Origin of the sequence: Gardnerella piotii (assembly GCF_003397585.1) — a bacterium.
Lineage (GTDB): Bacteria > Actinomycetota > Actinomycetes > Actinomycetales > Bifidobacteriaceae > Bifidobacterium > Bifidobacterium piotii.
Map to the genome: position 1 here is coordinate 325,182 of NZ_QJUV01000001.1, position 18,381 is coordinate 343,562.

31 protein-coding genes and 1 tRNA gene are annotated in these 18,381 nt (G+C 48.8%); 31 read left to right on the plus strand and 1 reads right to left on the minus strand.

Annotated features, from left to right (window positions below):
- From rplC to D0T20_RS01615, 31 genes are all read left to right on the plus strand, one after another.
- A complete protein-coding gene (rplC, locus tag D0T20_RS01465) occupies positions 1 to 651 on the plus strand; it encodes a 50S ribosomal protein L3 (RefSeq protein ID WP_004116043.1) in 651 nt (216 codons plus the stop codon).
- A gap of 5 nt (positions 652 to 656) precedes the next feature.
- Positions 657 to 1,322 (plus strand): 50S ribosomal protein L4, encoded by a 666-nt coding sequence (rplD, locus tag D0T20_RS01470; protein WP_004133440.1) that lies wholly within the window; start codon positions 657 to 659, stop codon positions 1,320 to 1,322.
- A gap of 5 nt (positions 1,323 to 1,327) precedes the next feature.
- Positions 1,328 to 1,624, plus strand: coding sequence for a 50S ribosomal protein L23 (gene rplW, locus D0T20_RS01475; RefSeq protein ID WP_004114354.1), 297 nt, complete (start codon positions 1,328 to 1,330; stop codon positions 1,622 to 1,624).
- Positions 1,625 to 1,658: 34 nt separating this feature from the next.
- Positions 1,659 to 2,489: a 50S ribosomal protein L2 gene (gene rplB, locus D0T20_RS01480; protein ID WP_004114355.1), complete on the plus strand. Its 831-nt coding sequence runs from the start codon at positions 1,659 to 1,661 to the stop codon at positions 2,487 to 2,489.
- A gap of 15 nt (positions 2,490 to 2,504) precedes the next feature.
- Positions 2,505 to 2,783: a 30S ribosomal protein S19 gene (rpsS, locus tag D0T20_RS01485; protein WP_004114357.1), complete on the plus strand. Its 279-nt coding sequence runs from the start codon at positions 2,505 to 2,507 to the stop codon at positions 2,781 to 2,783.
- A gap of 16 nt (positions 2,784 to 2,799) precedes the next feature.
- Positions 2,800 to 3,159 (plus strand): 50S ribosomal protein L22, encoded by a 360-nt coding sequence (gene rplV, locus D0T20_RS01490; protein WP_004131697.1) that lies wholly within the window; start codon positions 2,800 to 2,802, stop codon positions 3,157 to 3,159.
- Between the two features lie 2 nt (positions 3,160 to 3,161).
- Positions 3,162 to 3,977 carry a 30S ribosomal protein S3 gene (rpsC, locus tag D0T20_RS01495; RefSeq protein WP_004131698.1) on the plus strand — a complete coding sequence of 272 codons (816 nt, stop codon included), beginning with the start codon at positions 3,162 to 3,164 and terminating at the stop codon, positions 3,975 to 3,977.
- A 4-nt stretch (positions 3,978 to 3,981) separates the two neighbouring features.
- Positions 3,982 to 4,401 carry a 50S ribosomal protein L16 gene (gene rplP / locus D0T20_RS01500; protein ID WP_004114362.1) on the plus strand — a complete coding sequence of 140 codons (420 nt, stop codon included), beginning with the start codon at positions 3,982 to 3,984 and terminating at the stop codon, positions 4,399 to 4,401.
- Positions 4,401 to 4,652 (plus strand): 50S ribosomal protein L29, encoded by a 252-nt coding sequence (gene rpmC / locus D0T20_RS01505; RefSeq protein ID WP_004105502.1) that lies wholly within the window; start codon positions 4,401 to 4,403, stop codon positions 4,650 to 4,652. Before rplP ends, rpmC begins: the two co-directional genes overlap by 1 nt.
- 2 nt (positions 4,653 to 4,654) lie before the next feature.
- On the plus strand, positions 4,655 to 4,921 hold the full coding sequence (rpsQ, locus tag D0T20_RS01510; RefSeq protein WP_004114365.1) for a 30S ribosomal protein S17: 267 nt from the start codon (positions 4,655 to 4,657) through the stop codon (positions 4,919 to 4,921).
- Positions 4,922 to 5,011: 90 nt separating this feature from the next.
- The gene (gene rplN / locus D0T20_RS01515) at positions 5,012 to 5,380 is read left to right on the plus strand and encodes a 50S ribosomal protein L14 (RefSeq protein WP_004114366.1); all 369 of its coding nucleotides are present in this window, start codon (positions 5,012 to 5,014) and stop codon (positions 5,378 to 5,380) included.
- 1 nt (position 5,381) lies between these two features.
- A complete protein-coding gene (rplX, locus tag D0T20_RS01520; protein ID WP_004114367.1) occupies positions 5,382 to 5,717 on the plus strand; it encodes a 50S ribosomal protein L24 in 336 nt (111 codons plus the stop codon).
- A complete protein-coding gene (gene rplE, locus D0T20_RS01525; protein ID WP_004114368.1) occupies positions 5,714 to 6,286 on the plus strand; it encodes a 50S ribosomal protein L5 in 573 nt (190 codons plus the stop codon). Before rplX ends, rplE begins: the two co-directional genes overlap by 4 nt.
- A gap of 1 nt (position 6,287) precedes the next feature.
- Entirely contained in the window at positions 6,288 to 6,473 is a 186-nt protein-coding gene (locus tag D0T20_RS01530) for a type Z 30S ribosomal protein S14 (RefSeq protein ID WP_004114370.1), read from the plus strand.
- 80 nt (positions 6,474 to 6,553) lie between these two features.
- Positions 6,554 to 6,952 (plus strand): 30S ribosomal protein S8, encoded by a 399-nt coding sequence (gene rpsH, locus D0T20_RS01535; protein ID WP_004131699.1) that lies wholly within the window; start codon positions 6,554 to 6,556, stop codon positions 6,950 to 6,952.
- A gap of 16 nt (positions 6,953 to 6,968) precedes the next feature.
- The gene (gene rplF / locus D0T20_RS01540; RefSeq protein ID WP_004133436.1) at positions 6,969 to 7,508 is read left to right on the plus strand and encodes a 50S ribosomal protein L6; all 540 of its coding nucleotides are present in this window, start codon (positions 6,969 to 6,971) and stop codon (positions 7,506 to 7,508) included.
- Position 7,509: 1 nt separating this feature from the next.
- Entirely contained in the window at positions 7,510 to 7,881 is a 372-nt protein-coding gene (gene rplR / locus D0T20_RS01545) for a 50S ribosomal protein L18 (RefSeq protein ID WP_004114376.1), read from the plus strand.
- A complete protein-coding gene (gene rpsE / locus D0T20_RS01550) occupies positions 7,878 to 8,606 on the plus strand; it encodes a 30S ribosomal protein S5 (protein WP_004131701.1) in 729 nt (242 codons plus the stop codon). The genes rplR and rpsE overlap by 4 nt, the downstream gene beginning before the upstream one ends.
- Positions 8,606 to 8,788: a 50S ribosomal protein L30 gene (gene rpmD, locus D0T20_RS01555; protein ID WP_004131702.1), complete on the plus strand. Its 183-nt coding sequence runs from the start codon at positions 8,606 to 8,608 to the stop codon at positions 8,786 to 8,788. The genes rpsE and rpmD overlap by 1 nt, the downstream gene beginning before the upstream one ends.
- Before the next feature lie 2 nt (positions 8,789 to 8,790).
- Positions 8,791 to 9,246: a 50S ribosomal protein L15 gene (rplO, locus tag D0T20_RS01560; protein ID WP_004131703.1), complete on the plus strand. Its 456-nt coding sequence runs from the start codon at positions 8,791 to 8,793 to the stop codon at positions 9,244 to 9,246.
- A gap of 211 nt (positions 9,247 to 9,457) precedes the next feature.
- Positions 9,458 to 10,798: a preprotein translocase subunit SecY gene (secY, locus tag D0T20_RS01565; protein ID WP_004131704.1), complete on the plus strand. Its 1,341-nt coding sequence runs from the start codon at positions 9,458 to 9,460 to the stop codon at positions 10,796 to 10,798.
- A gap of 66 nt (positions 10,799 to 10,864) precedes the next feature.
- The gene (locus tag D0T20_RS01570; protein WP_115756918.1) at positions 10,865 to 11,425 is read left to right on the plus strand and encodes an adenylate kinase; all 561 of its coding nucleotides are present in this window, start codon (positions 10,865 to 10,867) and stop codon (positions 11,423 to 11,425) included.
- Between the two features lie 147 nt (positions 11,426 to 11,572).
- Positions 11,573 to 11,791: a translation initiation factor IF-1 gene (infA, locus tag D0T20_RS01575; protein ID WP_004105485.1), complete on the plus strand. Its 219-nt coding sequence runs from the start codon at positions 11,573 to 11,575 to the stop codon at positions 11,789 to 11,791.
- Positions 11,792 to 11,812: 21 nt separating this feature from the next.
- Positions 11,813 to 11,926, plus strand: coding sequence for a 50S ribosomal protein L36 (gene rpmJ / locus D0T20_RS01580; RefSeq protein ID WP_003842636.1), 114 nt, complete (start codon positions 11,813 to 11,815; stop codon positions 11,924 to 11,926).
- 144 nt (positions 11,927 to 12,070) lie between these two features.
- The gene (rpsM, locus tag D0T20_RS01585) at positions 12,071 to 12,448 is read left to right on the plus strand and encodes a 30S ribosomal protein S13 (RefSeq protein ID WP_004105472.1); all 378 of its coding nucleotides are present in this window, start codon (positions 12,071 to 12,073) and stop codon (positions 12,446 to 12,448) included.
- Between the two features lie 79 nt (positions 12,449 to 12,527).
- Positions 12,528 to 12,926: a 30S ribosomal protein S11 gene (gene rpsK, locus D0T20_RS01590; protein WP_004105468.1), complete on the plus strand. Its 399-nt coding sequence runs from the start codon at positions 12,528 to 12,530 to the stop codon at positions 12,924 to 12,926.
- Between the two features lie 79 nt (positions 12,927 to 13,005).
- A complete protein-coding gene (locus D0T20_RS01595; protein WP_004131706.1) occupies positions 13,006 to 14,001 on the plus strand; it encodes a DNA-directed RNA polymerase subunit alpha in 996 nt (331 codons plus the stop codon).
- A gap of 78 nt (positions 14,002 to 14,079) precedes the next feature.
- Complete coding sequence (gene rplQ / locus D0T20_RS01600; protein WP_004131707.1) at positions 14,080 to 14,514, plus strand: 50S ribosomal protein L17; 435 nt, start codon at positions 14,080 to 14,082, stop codon at positions 14,512 to 14,514.
- 150 nt (positions 14,515 to 14,664) lie between these two features.
- Positions 14,665 to 15,981, plus strand: coding sequence for an Mbeg1-like protein (locus D0T20_RS01605; RefSeq protein ID WP_116438206.1), 1,317 nt, complete (start codon positions 14,665 to 14,667; stop codon positions 15,979 to 15,981).
- A 50-nt stretch (positions 15,982 to 16,031) separates the two neighbouring features.
- On the plus strand, positions 16,032 to 16,943 hold the full coding sequence (gene truA, locus D0T20_RS01610; RefSeq protein WP_116438207.1) for a tRNA pseudouridine(38-40) synthase TruA: 912 nt from the start codon (positions 16,032 to 16,034) through the stop codon (positions 16,941 to 16,943).
- Between the two features lie 101 nt (positions 16,944 to 17,044).
- Positions 17,045 to 17,130 (plus strand) — tRNA-Ser (locus D0T20_RS01615).
- Positions 17,131 to 17,343: 213 nt separating this feature from the next.
- On the opposite strand, the gene D0T20_RS01620 is transcribed toward D0T20_RS01615, so the two are convergent.
- Positions 17,344 to 18,285, minus strand: a complete 942-nt coding sequence (locus D0T20_RS01620) for a hypothetical protein (protein ID WP_116438699.1) — start codon at positions 18,283 to 18,285, stop codon at positions 17,344 to 17,346.
- Positions 18,286 to 18,381: the final 96 nt, after the last annotated feature.

The window sequence follows — 18,381 nt, forward strand, 5'->3', positions numbered from 1 at the left end:
ATGTCGCAAAATAAGAATCGCACTGCTTTGCTCGGCCGTAAGCTGGGCATGAGCCAAGTTTGGGATGAAAACGGCCTTTTTGTCCCCGTAACTCTGGTTGAGGTTGCTACCAACGTAGTTACCGCTGTTAAGACCGAAGAAACTGACGGTTATTGCGCCGTACAGCTCGGTTATGGCCAGATTGATCCTACCAAGGTTACCAAGCCATTGGCTGGTCACTTTGCAAAGGCTGGCGTGACTCCTCGTCGTCACCTCGCTGAGGTGCGCACTGAAAATGCAGCAGATTACAAGCCAGGTCAGGAATTGACCGCTGAAGTGTTTGCTGAAGGTGCAGAAGTTGACGTAACGGGTACTACAAAGGGTAAAGGCTTTGCTGGCACAATCAAGCGTTGGGGCTTCAAGTCTTACCGTCGTACTCACGGCTCGCACAAGAATGAACGTCGTCCAGGTTCTGTGGGCGCATGTGCAACTCCAAGCCGCATTTTGAAGGGCAAGCGTATGGCTGGTCGCATGGGTCATGTGACTTCTACTGCGCTCAACCTCACAATCGTTTCTTCGGATGTTGAGAACGGTATTTTAGCTATCAAGGGTGCTATTCCAGGACCTAAGGGTGCTATCGTTCTAGTCCGTTCGGCAGTGAAGGGAGCCTGATTTAAATGGCAAACGTAACTCTGAACGTAACTGACACCAAGGGTAATGCAAACGGCACTGTTGAAGCTCCTGCCGAGATTTTCGGCATCTCCAACGAAGACGTTTTAGCTCACGGCCCATTGGTTCATCAGGTCGTTATTGCTCAGCTTGCTGCTGCTCGCCAGGGTACTCACGCGGTTAAGAATCGCGCTAACGTATCTGGTGGCGGTAAGAAGCCATGGAAGCAAAAGGGCACTGGTCGTGCTCGTCAAGGCTCCATTCGTGCTCCACAGTGGGTACATGGTGGCGTTGTACACGGACCAGTTCCTCGCAAGTACGATCAGCGTACTCCAAAGAAGATGAAGGCAGCTGCTCTTCGTTATGCTCTTTCGGATCGTGCAAATGCTGGTCGCATTGCAATTGTGGACTTTGGCATTAAGGATGTTCCATCCACAAAGGCAGCTGTTGCAGCACTCACACCAGTAACTAAGGATCAGTTCACCACTGTTGTTCTCTCTCGCGAGAACATCAACGAGTGGATGTCTGTTCGTAACATTCCTACGGTGCATGTGATCTTCGCTGATCAGCTCAACACCTACGATGTCATCACCGCTCAGTACGTCGTCTTCTCCAAGGAAGGTTTCGAAGCCTTCGTTGCAGCTAAGACCGAGCCTGAAGTTAAGGAGGCCTGATTCAAATGGTCGCAGTCCATAACCCAGCACATGACATCATCTTAAAGCCAGTTGTTTCTGAAAAAAGCTATGCAGCTTCCGATCGTGGCCAGTACACGTTCGTCGTAGCTCCAAACGCTAACAAGGTTCAGATCAAGCAAGCTATCGAAGAAATCTTCAAAGTCAAGGTAACGAATGTTAACACCTTGAATCGCGCTGGCAAACTCAAGCGCTCTCGCACCGGCTTCGGTCGTCGTGTGAATCAAAAGCGCGCTATTGTCACCGTGGCACAAGGCCAGACAATCGATATCTTTGGTAACTGAAGGCTAGCCGAGAAAAGTAAAGGAATACTATATTATGGCTATCCGCGTTTATAAGCCTACGACTGCAGGACGTCGTAACGCTTCGGTTTCGGACTTCTCCGAGATTACGCGTTCTACTCCTGAAAAGTCGTTGGTACGCAAACTCAGCAAAACTGGCGGTCGTAACTCTTACGGTCGCATGACTTCCCGCCATCGCGGCGGCGGACACAAGCGTCAGTATCGTCTCATCGATTTTAAGCGTTGGGACAAGGATGGCGTGCCAGCAAAGGTCGCTCATATTGAGTATGACCCTAACCGTTCCGCTCGCATCGCATTGTTGCATTATGCAGATGGTGAGAAGCGCTACATTATCGCTCCTGAAGGCATTTCCCAGGGAGATGTTATTGAGACTGGCGCCCAGGCTGATATTAAGCCAGGCAACAACTTGCCTCTTAAGAACATCCCAACTGGTACCGTGGTTCACGCAATCGAGCTTCGTCCACTTGGTGGCGCAAAGATTGCACGCTCCGCAGGTGCTGCCGTTCAGCTCGTAGCTAAGGATGGTGCTTACGCTCAGTTGCGTATGCCATCTGGCGAAATTCGTAACGTGGACGCTCGTTGCCGCGCTACAATCGGCGAGGTTGGCAACTCCGACCACGCTAATATCGAGCTTGGTAAGGCAGGTCGTGCTCGTTGGCTTGGTCGCAGGCCAATCACCCGAGGCGAATCTATGAACCCTGTTGATCACCCTCATGGTGGTCGTACCCGTGGTGGTAAACCACCTGTTTCTCCATGGGGCAAGGGCGAGGTTCGTACCCGCCGTCCGAAGAAGGCTTCGAACAAGATGATTGTTCGTCGTCGTCCGAATGGTAAGAACCGCAAGTAAGGGAGTGTCGAACAGATGACTCGTAGCATCAAGAAGGGCCCTTTCGTCGACGCCCACTTACAGAAGAAAGTCGATGAACAAAACGACAAGGGCACGCATAACGTCATCAAGACGTGGTCGCGTCGTTCGATGATCACTCCTGATTTCATTGGACACACCTTTGCCGTACACGATGGCCGCAAGCATGTGCCGGTATTCGTTACCGAAGCAATGGTTGGTCATAAGCTCGGTGAATTCGCCCCAACCAAGACCTTCAAGGGTCATGTGAAGGACGACAAGAAAGCACGCCGCTAAAGGAGAGTTAGGACACATGGAAGCTAAAGCAATCGCTCGTCACGTACGTGTGACGCCGCGCAAGGCTCGCCGCATGGTCGACCTCATCCGAGGCAAGCGTGCAAGCGAAGCTATTACCATTTTGAAGTTTGCTCCTCAAGACGCATCGTTGCCGGTGCGCAAGGTTCTTGAAAGCGCGATCGCTAATGCTCGCGTTAAGGCTGAGAAAGCTGGAGAACCATTCCGCGAGCAAAACTTGGTCATCAAGGAAACTTATGTGGATGAGGGTGTAACGCTTAAGCGTTTCCGCGCTCGTGCACAGGGTCGCGCTGCGCGCATTAACAAGCGCACAAGCCATATCACTGTTATCGTCTCGCTTAAGGAAGGGGATCGCTAAAGATGGGTCAGAAGATCAATCCTTTCGGCTATCGCCTGGGCATTACCGAGAATCATCGCTCTAGGTGGTTCTCCGATTCTACTAAAGCCGGCGAGCGTTACCGTGACTTCGTCCTTGAGGATGACAAGATTCGCAAGGAAATGAGCCATGACCTCGAACGTGCAGGCGTGTCCCGCATTGTTATCGAGCGTACCCGTGACCGCGTTCGTGTGGATATTCACACCGCTCGTCCAGGTATTATTATCGGTCGTCGTGGCGCAGAAGCCGAGCGTGTTCGTGCAAAGCTTGAGAAGCTCACTGGTAAGCAAGTACAGCTCAACATCTTTGAAGTAAAGAACGCTGCACTTGACGCTCAATTAGTTGCTCAGGGAATTGCGGAACAGTTGACTAACCGCGTTACATTCCGTCGTGCTATGCGTAAGGCACAGCAAGACGCAATGCGTGCAGGTGCCAAGGGTATCCGTATTAAGCTCTCTGGTCGCCTTGGTGGCGCCGAAATGAGCCGTTCTGAGTTCTACCGCGAAGGTCGCGTTCCACTGCAGACCTTGCGCGCCCTTATTGATTACGGCTTCTTTGAGGCCAAGACCACTTACGGCCGTATTGGCGTAAAGGTTTGGATTTACAAGGGCGATATGACTGAGCGTGAGTTTGAAGAGCAGCAGGCTCAGCAGGGTAAGCGTGAAGGTCGCCGTGGCGATCGTCGTCCACGTCGTGGAGCACGCTCTGCCAATCAGCAGAAGGCTACCGAGGCACAGGCTGAAAAGCCAGCCGAGGCTGTAGCTGCTGAAGCTCCTGCCGCAACGGAAACGAAGGAGTGAGCAGATGCTTATCCCAAAAAGGACTAAATATCGCAAGCAGCACCGTCCTACCCGTAGCGGCATGTCTAAGGGTGGAACCGCTATCGCTTTCGGCGATTTCGGTATTCAGGCGCTGGCTCCGGCGTACATCACTAACCGTCAGATCGAGGCAGCCCGTATCGCAATGACCCGCTATATTAAGCGTGGTGGTCGCGTGTGGATTACGGTTTTCCCTGATCGTCCATTAACCAAGCACCCGCTTGGTGCACGAATGGGTTCTGGTAAAGGTGCTCCAGAATTCTGGATTGCCAACATTCACCCAGGTCGTGTAATGTTCGAGATCGGTGGTGTTTCTGAGGACGTCGCTCGCGAGGCTTTGCGCCGCGCCATCGACAAGCTCCCAATGAAATGCCGTGTTATTGCGCGTGAAGGCGGTGACATCTGATGCCAGTCGGAACTGCAGACTACACCATCAAGAATTTAAACGAGAAGACTAATGCTGAAATCGAAGGCTTCTTAAAGAAGTCTAAGGAAGAGCTTTTTAACTTGCGCTTCCAGGCAGCAACTGGTCAACTTGAAAACAGCGCTCGCCTCAAGGCGGTCAAGCACGACATAGCCAGGATGTATACTATCCTGCGTGAGCGTGAACTCGGCATCAGCCAAGAGCCTGGCGCCACTGAGGTCAAGGAGAAGTAAGCATGGCTGAGAACCAAGAGCGCAACTTCCGCAAGGTTCGTCGCGGCTACGTCGTGTCCGAGGCCATGGACAAGACGATTGCCGTGGAGCTGGAGCAGCGTTCGACACACCCACTTTACGGTAAAGTCGTCCGCTCCACCCGAAAGGTCAAGGCCCATGATGAACACAATGAGGCGCATATTGGCGACCTCGTGAGTATTATGGAAACTCGGCCTTTGAGCAAGACCAAGCGTTGGCGTCTCGACTCGATTATCGAGCGCGCCAAGTAAACAAGTTCAGCAAGGCTCCGCGCTTCACCTGTGCTGCTTATTTGAGCGGTACGGGTGAGCGGGGAGAACCAGCTCGACTAAGGAGAATCAATGATTCAGCAGGAAACGCGGCTTCATGTCGCCGACAACACGGGTGCTAAGGAATTACTTGCCATCCGCGTGCTCGGTGGATCGAAGCGACGCTATGCCGGCATCGGCGACATTATCGTCGCCTCCGTTAAGGATGCTATTCCTGGCGGGTCGGTCAAGAAAGGCGACGTAGTTAAGGCTGTCGTCGTCCGTACTGTCAAGGAACATCGTCGTGTTGATGGTTCCTATATTAAGTTCGACGAGAACGCCGCTGTTATTCTCGGCTCCGGCCGTGAACCAAAGGGCACTCGTATCTTTGGACCAGTCGGTCGTGAATTGCGCGATAAGCGCTTCATGAAGATTGTGTCCCTCGCCCCGGAGGTGATCTGAGATGGTAGCCAAGATTAAGTCCGGCGACCAGGTAAAGGTTATCCGCGGCAAGGATCGCGGTAAGGAAGGCAAAGTACTTCGTGTACTCGCCGAAGACCGTTTGATCGTCGAGGGTGTTCAGGTTGTTAAGAAGCATGTGCGTGCTACCCAGCAGGGTCAGCAGGCAGGCATCGTCTCTGTTGAGGCTCCAATTCACCGTTCTAACGTTATGGTGATTGACCCAGAGACAAAGCAGCCAACCCGCGTGGGCGTGATTGTTAAGCAAGAAGCTCGCGACGGCAAAGTAAAGACCGTGCGCGTGCGTGTAGCTAAGAAGTCCGGAAAGGAGCTGGCATGACCGATACTACAGTTGAGGCGCCGGCAACTCCGCGCTTAAAGCAGCAATACAATGATCAAATCGTTCCAGCTTTGGAAAAGGAATTTGGCCACACTAATCCTATGCAGGTGGCTCGTTTGCAGAAGGTCGTCGTCTCTATGGGCGTTGGCGCTGCAGCTCGCGATTCCAAGCTCATCGAAGGTGCGATTAAGGATCTCACTTTGATCACTGGTCAGAAGCCAAAGGTTACTAAGGCTAAGAAGTCTGTTGCGCAGTTCCATTTGCGCGAAGGCCAAGCTATTGGCGCTTACGTAACTCTTCGTGGCGATCGTATGTGGGAATTCTTGGATCGTTTGCTCACTCTGGCTTTGCCACGTATCCGCGATTTCCGTGGTATTAATGGCAACCAGTTCGACGGTCAGGGTAATTACAACTTCGGTCTTACGGAGCAATCAATGTTCCACGAGATTGATCCTGATTCGATTGATCATCAGCGTGGTATGGACATCACCGTGGTGACCACCACCAAGGACGATGTGGAAGCGAAGTCGCTACTTAAGCACCTCGGTTTCCCATTCAAGGAGAACTGATATGGCAAAAACCGCTCTGAAAAACAAGGCGGCCGCTAAGCCGAAGTTCAAGGTGCGCGCTTATACGCGTTGCCAGGTTTGTGGTCGTCCTCACTCCGTGTATCGCAAGTTCGGTCTGTGCCGTGTATGCCTTCGTGAAAAGGCACATCGCGGTGAGTTGCCGGGTGTTACGAAGTCCAGTTGGTAAATATCGACGCTGAAGGTCCACTGCTTTATAAATAACAAACAGGCGGTGGAAACCACGGCGAGAAAGGGCGTTAGCCCAACATGACAATGACAGATCCTATCGCAGACATGTTGACACGTCTGCGTAATGCGAGCGCGGCAAAGCACGATATCGTGGAAATGCCGTACTCCAAATTCAAGGCGAATATCGCCGAGATTCTTAAGCGCGAAGGCTACATTAAAGACTTTGCTGCTAAAGAAGCTAAGGTTGGACAGACTTTGGAAGTTACGTTAAAGTACGGCTCCAATGGTCAGCGTTCCATCCAGGGCATTAAGCGCATCTCTAAGCCAGGCTTGCGTCGTTACGCAAAGTCTGATTCTTTGCCTATGCCTCTTGGCGGTCTCGGTATCGCTATTATCTCGACCAGCTCGGGATTGTTGACTCAGAAGGAATGCCTCGATCGAGGCATTGGCGGCGAAATCGTCGCCTACGTATGGTGAGAAAGGAGAGCTGAAAATGGCATCGCATATTGGTAAGCTCCCCGTCGACATTCCTGCAGGCGTGGAAGTTAAGATTGAAGGTCAGTCCTTTAGCGCTAAGGGTGCTAAGGGTTCTGATTCCTATGTAATTCCAGAAGGTATTACCGCTGAAGTTGCTGATGGCAAGATCGTTTTGACCCCAGTTGACGATTTGCGTCCAACTCGTGCAAAGCACGGCTTGGCTCGCGCAATCGTGGCGTCTATGGTTAAGGGTGTGCACGAAGGCTACGCCAAGACTCTAGACATTGTTGGAACTGGTTATCGTGCTGTAATGAAGGGCAAGGGCATTGAGTTCTCGCTCGGCTATTCGCACACTATTACCGTTCAGCCACCTGAGGGCATTGAGTTTGAATTGCCAAACGCAAATCAGGTAATCGTCAAGGGTACTGACAAGCAGGCCGTTGGTCAGGCTGCCGCTAACATTCGCAAGCTTCGTGCTCCAGAACCTTATAAGGGCAAGGGCATTAAGTACAGCGATGAGCGTATTTTGCGCAAGGCTGGAAAGGCTGGTAAGTGATATGAGCGTTAAGATTTTCGGTAAGGGTACCAAAGTCGCACGTTTGCGTCGTCACGCCCGCCTTCGTAAGCGCATCTCTGGCACTCCAGAGCGCCCACGTTTGGTAGTTTCTCGTTCTAACCGTCACATGGTTGCTCAGATTGTGGATGACACTAAGGGTCTTACCCTTGTAAGCGCTTCCACCTTGACTTCTGACTTCGCTGGTTTTACTGGTACGAAGACTGAAGCTGCTACCAAGGTTGGCGAGTTAATCGCAGCCAAGGCGAAGGAAGCGGGAATCACCGCTGTTATCTTCGATCGTGGCGGTAATAAGTATCATGGTCGCGTCGCAGCCGTAGCTGAAGGCGCCCGTCAGGGAGGTCTAGCACTGTGAGCGATAACGAAAAGGAAACCCAAGTGGCTGAAGAAACTCAGAACACTCAGGCATCCGCTGAGGAGCGTACCGACGATCGTCGTTCCCGTCGTTCTAAGGGCGAAGGTAAGCGTAGCGAACGTCGTAGCCGTCGTGAAGAAAACCGCGGCGAAGAGCTTTTGGATCGCGTAGTTACTATTAACCGTGTTTCCAAGACCCACAAGGGTGGCCGTACCTTTAGCTTTGCAGCACTTGTTGTTGTTGGCGACGGTAAGGGCACTGTTGGTGTTGGTTACGGTAAGTCTCGCGAAGTTCCAGCAGCTATCGCTAAGGGTCAGCTTGACGCTAAGAAGCATATGTTTACTGTTCCACGCATTCGTGGTACCGTGACTCACCCTGTGTTGGGTCACGATGCTGCTGGTACAGTTTTGCTTCGTCCAGCTGCTCCAGGTACTGGTGTAATCGCTGGTGGCGCTGTGCGTGCTGTTATGGAGTGCGCTGGCATTACCGATATCCTCACCAAGTCCATGGGCTCCGCAACCGCTGTTAACGTGGTTCGCGCTACTGTGGATGCTTTGAAGAAGCTTGAAGAGCCAGAAGAAATTTGCGCTCGTCGTGGACTTTCCCTCGAGGAAGTTGCACCAGACGCATTGCTTCGTGAGCGCGCTGCTGGCATTGCCGAAGCACGCAAGGCTCGTGAAGAAGCTCAGGCTGCTAAGGCTGCCCAGGCAAAGGATGGTGAGTGATGGCTAACTTAAAGATCACTCTGGTGCACGGTTTGGTTCATTCCACCGAGCGTCAGCGCGCTAACGTTAAGACTCTTGGCCTTCACAAGATTGGTCAAAGCGTTGTTCGCGAGGACAATTCAGTCAATCGTGGCTTGGTTATGGCCGTTCGCCACTTGCTGAGCGTTGAGGAGGTTGACTGATTATGGCTAATGAAGAACCAATGTTGCACATGCACACGTTGCGTCCAGCTCCAGGAGCTAAGAAGGATCGCATCCGCGTGGGTCGTGGTGAAGGCTCTAAGGGTAAGACTTCGGGTCGTGGAGACAAAGGTACGAAGAAGCGTTACCAAGTTCGTCCAGGCTTTGAAGGCGGCCAGCTTCCACTTTACATGCGCTTGCCTAAGCTTCGTGGCTTTAAGAGCCCATTCAAGAAGGAGTTCCAGGTTGTTAATGTTGCAGCCCTTGCAGAACTCTTCCCAAAGGGTGGTGAAGTCACTGTTGCTGATTTGGTAGTTAAGGGCGCTGTGCGTGATGGTTACCCAGTTAAGGTTTTGGGCGATGGCGATCTTAAGGTTGCTTTGACTCTTAAGGGAGTTAAGGCTTCTGCATCCGCTAAAGCCAAGATCGAAGCTGCTGGTGGCTCTGTTAGCGAAGAGTAGTAATAAGTAGTAATACTTAAGCTAGTAATGCTAATTAACGCAGTGATTTAACTGTTTAATAATCCCCCTAGTTTGCGCTGGGGGGATTATTCTATTGCAAAACTCACTCAATTATTGTTTCAGTATGTACCGTGATATAAACTATTGCCTCAGAGTTTGTTTTTTTACTGGTGCGCCTAGATCGTAGCGCAAAAAAGGGAGGAAGACCCAGGTGAAAACGTTAATCCAGGCCTTCAAGACGAAGGAGTTGAGGAATAAGATCCTCTTCGTCTTCGCAATGATTATTATCTACCGAATCGGCTCATTTATTCCGATTCCTGGAGTTGACTACAAAGTTATTCGAGCTTGCACCGCTAAGCTGGCTTCTTCTAGCGAGAACTTTATTGGGTTGGTGAATCTGTTCTCTGGCGGTTCTCTTTTGCAGCTTTCGATTTTTGCATTGGGTGTTATGCCATACATTACGGCGTCCATTGTTATTCAGTTGCTTAGAGTTGTGATTCCACGCTTTGAGGCTCTTCACAAAGAAGGTCAATCTGGAGAAACAAAGCTTACTCAGTACACCCGTTACTTAACTATCGGTTTGGCTGTTTTGCAATCAACTACCATTTTGGTTACGGCTCGTTCTGGCGCGCTATTTAACTATCAATGCGGCCAGGTTATTCCAGACGGTTCTATGTGGAGCCTTATTGTAATGGTCTTAATCATGACTGGTGGCACTGGCCTCATAATGTGGATGGCAGAGCTTATTACAGATAAGGGTATTGGCCAGGGTATGTCTGTATTAATCTTTATGTCTATCTGCTCTGGATTCCTTCCAAAGTTGTGGGAAATCGGTTGGGGTACGAATGGCCTTAATGGAGATTGGACTAAGTTCTCCATTGTTGCTGGCGTTTTCCTTGTGATTCTTATTTTCGTTGACTTTGTGGAGCTTGCTCAGCGTAGAATCCCTGTTCAGTACACGCGTAGAATGATTGGTCGCAAGATGTATGGCGGCTCTTCCACATACTTGCCTCTTAAGGTGAATATGAGTGGCGTTATTCCACCAATCTTTGCGTCTTCGATTCTTGCTATTCCAACACTTCTTGCTCAGTTTGGAGATAGTCGTAAGGATTGGGTGCGTTGGATTAATGCCAATTTAGCAAACTCTACTTCTGTTTGGTACATAGCGTTGTACACCGTTATGATTGTGTTCTTCTGCTTCTTCTACACCGAGATTACTTTTAATCCAGATGAGACTGCAGACAACATGAAGGAATACGGCGGATTTATTCCTGGTATTCGCGCTGGTAGCGCTACAAGCCGTTATCTTAGCTACGTTATGAATAGACTTAACACAGTTGGTGCTATCTACTTGCTGTTTGTGGCTTTGATTCCAACGGTTTTGATTATGTCTTTGCATCTTAATATGAAGCTTCCATTTGGTGGTACAACAATTCTGATTATTGCTGGTGTTGGTTTGGATACTTTGCGTCAAGCCAAGGCTCAAACTGAGCAATTCCAGTATGCTGGATTCTTGTTTGATCACAGCAATAATAAGCAGGTTGCTAAGTAGTATTTCAGATAGGTTTTGTTTAATATTTGTATTGGATTTGCATTGGCATAAAACTAGGAGATTAATATGCGATTGTTAATTATGGGTCCGCAAGGAGTAGGTAAAGGCACTCAAGCCGCTTTGCTTGCAGAGCATTACAATATTCCTGCTATTTCCACTGGCGACATTTTCCGTTACAACTTAAAGAATAAAACGGAGCTTGGCAAGAAGGTTCAAGGTTATCTCGATAAGGGAGAGCTTGTTCCAGATGAATTAACAAATAGCATTGTTAAAGATCGTCTTGCTCAAGATGATGCAAAGAATGGCTGGATTCTAGATGGCTACCCTCGAAACGCTTCTCAAGTTCAGGCGCTTGATCGCATGTTGGAAGAGCTTGGTACTCCACTAGATCATGTTGTTGCTCTCGAAGCAGAGCGTGAGGTTTTGCTTGAGCGCATGCAAAAGCGTGCTGTAGAGCAGGGTCGTTCCGACGATACTCCAGAAGTTATTGCTAAGCGTTTGGAAACTTACGAGAAGGAAACAGCTCCTTTGCTGGATATTTACGAAAGCCGCGGTCAGCTTGTTGAAGTTGATGGCGTTGGAGATATTGCCGAAATCAGCAATCGCATAGTTGAATCCTTGGTATGAGATTTATTTAAGATTTAGATTTTCTCATATTAATAATGCGCCCTTGCGACACGCCGAGTGTTGTATTGGGCGCATTTACTGTATCATAGAAGATTGGCGTGTCTTCGGATGCGCAAAGTAGTATATCCAAGGAACGGAACGAGGCTCATGGCAAAAGACGGTGTGATTGAAGTCGAAGGCACGGTAGTAGAAGCACTGCCTAACGCGATGTTTCGCGTTCAGCTTGAGAACGAGCACATCGTACTAGCGACGATTTCGGGAAAAATGCGTAAGAATTACATTCGCATTCTTCCGCAAGATCGTGTTGTGCTGGAGATGAGTCCTTACGATTTGAACCGCGGACGTATTACGTACCGTTATAAGTAAAGGTACAAGCAAAGGAAAACCATGAAGGTCAGCCCTAGCGTGAAGAGGATCTGCGAAAACTGCCGCGTGATCCGCCGTCACGGTCGCGTCATGGTGATTTGCATCAACCCACGTCATAAGCAGCGTCAGGGCTGAGTGGATCTCCACCGCGAATATAAAGGAATAAGGCGCTAAGTCGCAGCTTAAGCTGAACCCTGGGTGCGCAGGCCCAGGCCGCAAATAATCGATATTATTGCGGGAGACTTGGTGCACGACCTGCGTAATAGTAAAGGAATTACAATGGCACGTCTTGCCGGAGTAGATATTCCCAATGAGAAGCGCATTGAGATTGCCCTCACCTATATTTTTGGTGTAGGCCGCACTCGCGCTAAGGAAACGCTTGCCGCGACCGGTGTTAATCCGGATACCCGCGTCAAGGATCTTACGGATGAACAGTTAATCACTTTGCGTGATTATCTTGAGGCCAACTATAAGATTGAAGGCGATTTGCGTCGTGAAATCGACGCTGACATCCGTCGTAAGATTCAGATCAACTGCTATCAAGGCCAGCGTCATCGCAAGGGTCTTCCTGTGCGTGGTCAGCGTACTAAGACTAATGCTCGTACTCGTAAGGGTCCAAAGCGTACTGTCGCCGGGAAGAAGAAGGCCACCCGATAGTCGGTGGTCGGCTCTAGGCCACGAGTTAATTCTCATCGCCTAGACATACCAACTAATTCGTCATAGGAAACGAGGGTCAATGGCAGCTGCAAAGCAAGCCTCGCGCAAGCCGCGTCGCCGGGACCGCAAGTCGGTACCGGTTGGGCAGGCGCATATTAAATCAACATTCAATAACACGATTATTTCCATCACCGATCCATCGGGTGCAGTCCTCTCATGGGCTTCTGGTGGCGATGTCGGCTTTAAGGGTTCCCGTAAGTCGACTCCTTACGCTGCAGGTATGGCCGCTGAGTCTGCTGCTCGTAAGGCAATGGAACATGGCCTTAAAAAGGTCGACGTGTTTGTTAAGGGTCCAGGTTCCGGTCGCGAAACCGCTATCCGTTCCCTTCAGTCCGCGGGTCTTGAGGTCGGTTCTATTACCGACGTCACCCCACAAGCGCATAACGGCGTTCGCCCACCAAAGCGTCGCCGCGTCTGAGCACTCTTACGAATCCATCCATCCAACCCGCTTATGGGCGGCGAGTGCACCACCGACCAGAAGCTGAAAGGATACAAAAGTGCTTATCGCACAGCGTCCAACACTTACCGAGGAATCACTGAATCCCCAGCGTTCTCGCTTTACTATTGAGCCGTTGGAACCAGGTTTCGGATACACGCTCGGCAATTCGCTGCGTCGTACCTTGTTGAGCTCCATTCCAGGTGCGGCCGTTACTTCGGTTCGCATCTCTGGTGCTTTACACGAGTTCACGACTCTGCCAGGTGTTGAAGAGGATGTCACTGAAATCCTGCTGAACATCAAGGGCATCGTACTTACAAGTGAGTATGACGAGCCAGTAGTGATGTATCTACGCAAGAGCGGCAAGGGTGAGGCAACAGCTGGAGATATTACTCCTCCTGCTGGCGTCACTATTGCCAACCCACAGATGCATATCGCTACACTTGCTGAAGATGGCGAGCTCGAAATTGAGTTCACTGTGGAGCGTGGTCGTGGCTACGTGCCTGCTCAAATGAATAAGCAGGAAAACAGCGAAATCGGTCGCATTCCAGTGGATTCGATCTACTCGCCAGTTTTGAAGGTGAGCTATAAGGTCGAAGCTACCCGCGTGGAACAGCGCACGGACTTCGATAAGCTCATCCTGGATGTGGAAACTAAACCAGCTATTACGCCACGCGACGCAGTTGCGTCCGCAGGTTCGACTTTGGTTGAGCTTTTCGGTCTTTGCCGTGAGCTTAACGTCGATGCTGAAGGTGTTGAAGTTGGTCCAGCTCCAGTCATGGCGGAAGCTGATTCCCAAATGGCCACTCCAATTGAGGATTTGAATCTAACGCAGCGCAGCTACAACTGCTTGAAGCGTGAAGGAATCCACACAGTTGGTGAGCTGGTAGTTCACACTGAGCAGGATTTGCTCGATATTCGTAATTTCGGCATGAAATCCATCGATGAGGTTAAAGAAAAGTTGCAATCCATGGGATTGTCTCTTAAGCCTTCACCGCTTGGCTTTGACGCCAATAATCTCGAAGGTGGCACATTCTTCTCGCCAGAAGACGAGTAAACAACCACCGCAAATCGTCGCGGTTTTTGGATGTTCGGGTTTTTGCCCACCTGAATTCCGCGGCAATAAGGAGTAATAATGCCTACACCGAAACAAGGGCCTCGTCTGGCTTCTAGCCCAGCGCATGAGCGCCTGATGCTGGCCAATATGGCTACAAGCCTCTTCCAGCACGGTCGTATTGTGACTACTTTGCCAAAGGCAAAGCGTCTTCGTCCACTTGCTGAGCGTTTGGTAACATTCGCTAAGCGTGGCGATTTGCATTCGCGCCGCCGCGTGTTGCGCGTAATTCGCAATAAGTCCGTTGTTCACATGCTTTTCACTCAGATTGCTGAGCAGATGAAGCAGCGTGAAGGTGGCTATACTCGCATCGTTAAGATGGCCCCTCGTCGTGGTGATACTGCTCCACAGGCTATTATCGAGCTTGTTGTTGAGCCAGTAAGCCCAAAGAAGGCTGTTGTTAAGGAAGCTGAGTCCGCTACTAAGGTTGCTGCTAAAGAAGAAGCAGCCGAGTAGTTGAGATTAGCATCTTGATGCATCGGTAAGTAAATCTTTTGCGATTAATCGCAAGTATAAAGGTTTATTAAACGGGTTGGAGATATCTCCAGCCCGTTTTTCTATATCTGACATATATTTTCTATATCTGGTATCAATTATTATTGAACTATGTCAAATATTCTCGATTTACTGAATAACGATTTTACTAATTTTAAAGAGCGAAAATTCAACGCCGTAGATTCGCTTATTTTATGCGAGTTGGCGTATATTTGCATGCCTGAATCGATTCCAAAGTATAATGACGATTCTAACGCACTAGCAACCGTTCCTTTAAGCGAATTGCTTCGCGGCGAGGATTTTTCTTCAATGTTTAGCTCTGGTTCTACTAAGGTAGATGAGTTTCGCAAGAATCTACTTTTGGCTGTTGAGTCTAGCCCGCGTTATAGGGGCATGCGTGTTGGTGAGGTTCTTGAACGTTTTGATGAGTCGAATATTGATGACTCTTGCGAACAGCAATTTGCGGCTGTTACTTTTGATTTAACAGATTGCATTGGGTCTAGCTGCTTTGTTGTTGCTTTTAGGGGAACAGACAATACGCTTGTTGGCTGGAAGGAAGACTTTAACATGGCGTTTCGTTGCCCAGTGCCAGCGCAGGAGTCGGCAGCGGAGTATTTGCTCTCTATATCTAGGCGCGCGTGTAAAGATTCTTGCAAAAGTGGCGGTATTCGTGGGATTTTTAGCAGTGTTGGTGATTATTTTGCGAATTTGTTTAATAAGAAGAGTGATTTTAAGAAGGTCGATCTGGATAAGGTCGATCTAGAAAATAGCGATAATAAGAATAGTGATCTAGAAAATAACAATGATTGCGATTTAAGTGATAATCCTAAAATATTTGTTGTGGGTCATTCAAAAGGCGGAAATATGGCTGCATACGCGGCAATGCGATTAGACGCGCAAGATCGAAGCCTTGGAAACCATATTAATAAAATCTATTCAATGGACGGCCCTAGTTTTGGCTCGGATGTTGTTGATCCAAAGGTTTTTTCTCGCGTTGTTTCCAGAATCGAAAAAGTTGTTCCGCAATCTGCTTTTATTGGATTGATTATGGATACGGGAGTGCCGTATAAGGTTACGGTTGCTGATTCGATTGGATTAATGCAACATTTTGGCATGTATTGGCAAGTTAAAGATGGTGATTTTGACTACTGCGATTGTGTAACTTCGCGCGCTCTGGCCGTTTCTAAGGCTGCAAACGAGTGGATGATGAGTTTGCCATTTGAAGAGCGAAAACGCAGAATTGATAGTGTTTACAGCATGTTTAGCAGTTTAGGGTACTCGACTTTCGACGAGATGTCTTCGCATTGGTCGGAAGTTGTTCCTGCATTATTGAAGATTGCAATGCATATGGATTCAAAGACATATGAGTTGATTCGTAGCGTTATGAGTGCTTTTGCGCTCGCTGGCGGTTCAGATAAGAAAAACTAGTGGAAGTCTGTTTGTAAGTCTGTTTGTAAGTCTGTTTGGAAAGGTTTTGAATGCGTCTTCGTTTGGATTTAGCGTATGATGGCGGCGATTTTTATGGTTGGGCAAAACAGCCTACTTTGCGCACCGTTCAAGGTGTTTTAGAAGACGCATTGCACAAGGTTTTGCGCGTGAATAAAAGCGATGCTAGCGAACCTTTGCGTCTTAGCGTTGCTGGCCGCACAGATACGGGCGTTCACGCATCTTACCAAGTTTGCCATTTAGACGTTTCGGAATCCGTTTTGCAAAATTGCGTCGGTCACACAAATCTTACGCCAGTAAAAGCCTTGGAATATAGGCTTTGTGGCGTTTTGCCTAAAGACATTTCAATTCACAGCGTAAGCATTGCGCCAAGCGGTTTTGACGCGCGTTTTTCTGCGTTGGATCGCACATACGTGTATCGGATTAGTGATGCTGCAAATCGCGCGAATTTGGATCCGCGCATGCGTGGCTTTGTGTTGCAGCTTGACTACGACTTAAACGTTGATGCCATGAATCAGGCGGCGTCTTTGATTGTTGGTTTGCATGATTTTGGCTCTTTTGCGCGGCCAAATCCTGGTGGAACTACGATTCGCTGCGTTAAAAAGGCTGTTTGGAATCGCGTTTGCGTGGAGAGCTGTTTATCTAAATCAACTGGAAAAATTCCTTGCATTGAGAACGGTTTGCTTGAGTTTACTATTGTTGCAGACGCGTTTGCGCATAACATGGTTCGTTCGCTTGTTGGAGCGTGCGTGCAAGTTGGGTGTGCAAAGCGTTCTGTTGATTGGTTCAAAAATAAGATTGAAAATCCGATTCGAGAAGGCTCTACTGGGCCGATTGCAGCTAACGGTTTGACTTTGGAATATGTTGAATACCCTAAAGACGAGGAGCTTGGTGCGCGAGCAAACGCGATTCGTGCTAAGCGCACTATCGAGGAGCTTGGGTGAGTTCAACGCGCCATGCGCTTGTATATTCTAGGGTTGTTTTACAATTGAAAAGTTGCGTTTCTTTTTGCATTTGCGTTTTGCGTATTTGCGATTAGCGCAAAGGATGAATGTCCGAGCGGTCTAAGGAGCACGCCTCGAAAGCGTGTGAGGGCTACACCCTCCGCGAGTTCAAATCTCGCTTCATCCGCAAGCAGGGTTTCTAGCAAATCGCTAGAAACCCTTTTTACTTACGCGAGTGATATTTCCTATTTCCTATTTGGTGTTGCTAGAGGGCTGGGTGTTTCTACGTTCGCGCGGTCTAAGCGCGCGAACGTCTTCGCCACGCAGAAGCAGTGCTTCTGCCTTGAGTGGCTCAGCGCTTTGAAGGAGCTTGAAACGCGCTATGCAATTTCAAGCTCAGTCAAAGCGCATAAATCGCGGAAACATCGCTAGGGTATCCATAAGCGTACGCGCTCATAATATGCGAAATAGTAATGTTTGCAAGAATCTCAATAAACTCTTGATTTGTTCTGCTAGAAAGTGCGCTATGATTTACGCTACCGTCTTTGTTTGTAGGGAAAATGGCTTGATTTAGCGCATCTAGTTCTCCGCGCGCGCAATCCATATACGCTATTGCAACTATTGGCAAGTCTTTTGCGCTAGCTTCGTCTTTTGCAATGCCAGAATCCAGATTCTTTTGCGGTATTTCGTATACTTTTTGTCGCAAGTCGCTTCCGCTTGAAGCAAAGTGCATAAGCGTGTTAGCAATCGTAGCTGTAATATCGCTTTGTCTTAGCGAAACATTATCAACATCTTTTGCAGCTAAAGTTTGTAACATAAAAGCTAGTTTGTCTTGTTCTAATGCCGCTTTTGCAAGTGGGTCGTGATTCCAATACAAGTTACTAGTATTATTTGCAAAGTCATACAATTTTTTGTAAACGCTTGATTCCATTTGATTTGCGATTTTAGAGGCGTTTGCTGCTCCACTTTCGTTACCTTGACTTAAGTTGGCCAATTTCCAGGTGTTTTGCGCGCTAAAAACAACGCCTTGAGCAAATCGTGCGTTGCATTGTATTGCAACGTTTTTCCAAGAATCCGCAGCATTTTGCAAGTCGTTTCTAGTTACGTTTGCTTCTTGTTTATCTACGATTTTTTGATTGTGCTTTGCGCTTTGTAGAACTTGGTAGCACTCATTATTGCTTTTAGATGAACTAACCGCAGTGTTGTTAACGTTATTAAATTGCCTTGATCCCGAGCAAGCGCTAAAAGCCATTAATACAGCAATAAGTGATGCAAATACTAGAACAAACTTTTTTTTGCGCATTAGAACACCTTTTGCTACGCGTTTGATAATATTTTGCACGCCTTGCAAGGCTTTAGAACAAAACAAAACGTGTCTGCATAATCTACTAAAATAGTCCGTGACTGTGACCAATGTTGGCTTGCCTTGTGTCTAACA

Bases quoted from the DNA above. Each gene is read 5' to 3' on its own strand.
- rplC (WP_004116043.1), top strand. From the start codon at position 1: ATGTCGCAAAATAAGAATCGCACTGCTTTGCTCGGCCGTAAGCTGGGC.
- rplD (WP_004133440.1), top strand. From the start codon at position 657: ATGGCAAACGTAACTCTGAACGTAACTGACACCAAGGGTAATGCAAAC.
- rplW (WP_004114354.1), top strand. From the start codon at position 1,328: ATGGTCGCAGTCCATAACCCAGCACATGACATCATCTTAAAGCCAGTT.
- rplB (WP_004114355.1), top strand. From the start codon at position 1,659: ATGGCTATCCGCGTTTATAAGCCTACGACTGCAGGACGTCGTAACGCT.
- rpsS (WP_004114357.1), top strand. From the start codon at position 2,505: ATGACTCGTAGCATCAAGAAGGGCCCTTTCGTCGACGCCCACTTACAG.
- rplV (WP_004131697.1), top strand. From the start codon at position 2,800: ATGGAAGCTAAAGCAATCGCTCGTCACGTACGTGTGACGCCGCGCAAG.
- rpsC (WP_004131698.1), top strand. From the start codon at position 3,162: ATGGGTCAGAAGATCAATCCTTTCGGCTATCGCCTGGGCATTACCGAG.
- rplP (WP_004114362.1), top strand. From the start codon at position 3,982: ATGCTTATCCCAAAAAGGACTAAATATCGCAAGCAGCACCGTCCTACC.
- rpmC (WP_004105502.1), top strand. From the start codon at position 4,401: ATGCCAGTCGGAACTGCAGACTACACCATCAAGAATTTAAACGAGAAG.
- rpsQ (WP_004114365.1), top strand. From the start codon at position 4,655: ATGGCTGAGAACCAAGAGCGCAACTTCCGCAAGGTTCGTCGCGGCTAC.
- rplN (WP_004114366.1), top strand. From the start codon at position 5,012: ATGATTCAGCAGGAAACGCGGCTTCATGTCGCCGACAACACGGGTGCT.
- rplX (WP_004114367.1), top strand. From the start codon at position 5,382: ATGGTAGCCAAGATTAAGTCCGGCGACCAGGTAAAGGTTATCCGCGGC.
- rplE (WP_004114368.1), top strand. From the start codon at position 5,714: ATGACCGATACTACAGTTGAGGCGCCGGCAACTCCGCGCTTAAAGCAG.
- D0T20_RS01530 (WP_004114370.1), top strand. From the start codon at position 6,288: ATGGCAAAAACCGCTCTGAAAAACAAGGCGGCCGCTAAGCCGAAGTTC.
- rpsH (WP_004131699.1), top strand. From the start codon at position 6,554: ATGACAATGACAGATCCTATCGCAGACATGTTGACACGTCTGCGTAAT.
- rplF (WP_004133436.1), top strand. From the start codon at position 6,969: ATGGCATCGCATATTGGTAAGCTCCCCGTCGACATTCCTGCAGGCGTG.
- rplR (WP_004114376.1), top strand. From the start codon at position 7,510: ATGAGCGTTAAGATTTTCGGTAAGGGTACCAAAGTCGCACGTTTGCGT.
- rpmD (WP_004131702.1), top strand. From the start codon at position 8,606: ATGGCTAACTTAAAGATCACTCTGGTGCACGGTTTGGTTCATTCCACC.
- rplO (WP_004131703.1), top strand. From the start codon at position 8,791: ATGGCTAATGAAGAACCAATGTTGCACATGCACACGTTGCGTCCAGCT.
- D0T20_RS01570 (WP_115756918.1), top strand. From the start codon at position 10,865: ATGCGATTGTTAATTATGGGTCCGCAAGGAGTAGGTAAAGGCACTCAA.
- infA (WP_004105485.1), top strand. From the start codon at position 11,573: ATGGCAAAAGACGGTGTGATTGAAGTCGAAGGCACGGTAGTAGAAGCA.
- rpmJ (WP_003842636.1), top strand. From the start codon at position 11,813: ATGAAGGTCAGCCCTAGCGTGAAGAGGATCTGCGAAAACTGCCGCGTG.
- rpsM (WP_004105472.1), top strand. From the start codon at position 12,071: ATGGCACGTCTTGCCGGAGTAGATATTCCCAATGAGAAGCGCATTGAG.
- rpsK (WP_004105468.1), top strand. From the start codon at position 12,528: ATGGCAGCTGCAAAGCAAGCCTCGCGCAAGCCGCGTCGCCGGGACCGC.
- rplQ (WP_004131707.1), top strand. From the start codon at position 14,080: ATGCCTACACCGAAACAAGGGCCTCGTCTGGCTTCTAGCCCAGCGCAT.
- D0T20_RS01605 (WP_116438206.1), top strand. From the start codon at position 14,665: ATGTCAAATATTCTCGATTTACTGAATAACGATTTTACTAATTTTAAA.
- truA (WP_116438207.1), top strand. From the start codon at position 16,032: ATGCGTCTTCGTTTGGATTTAGCGTATGATGGCGGCGATTTTTATGGT.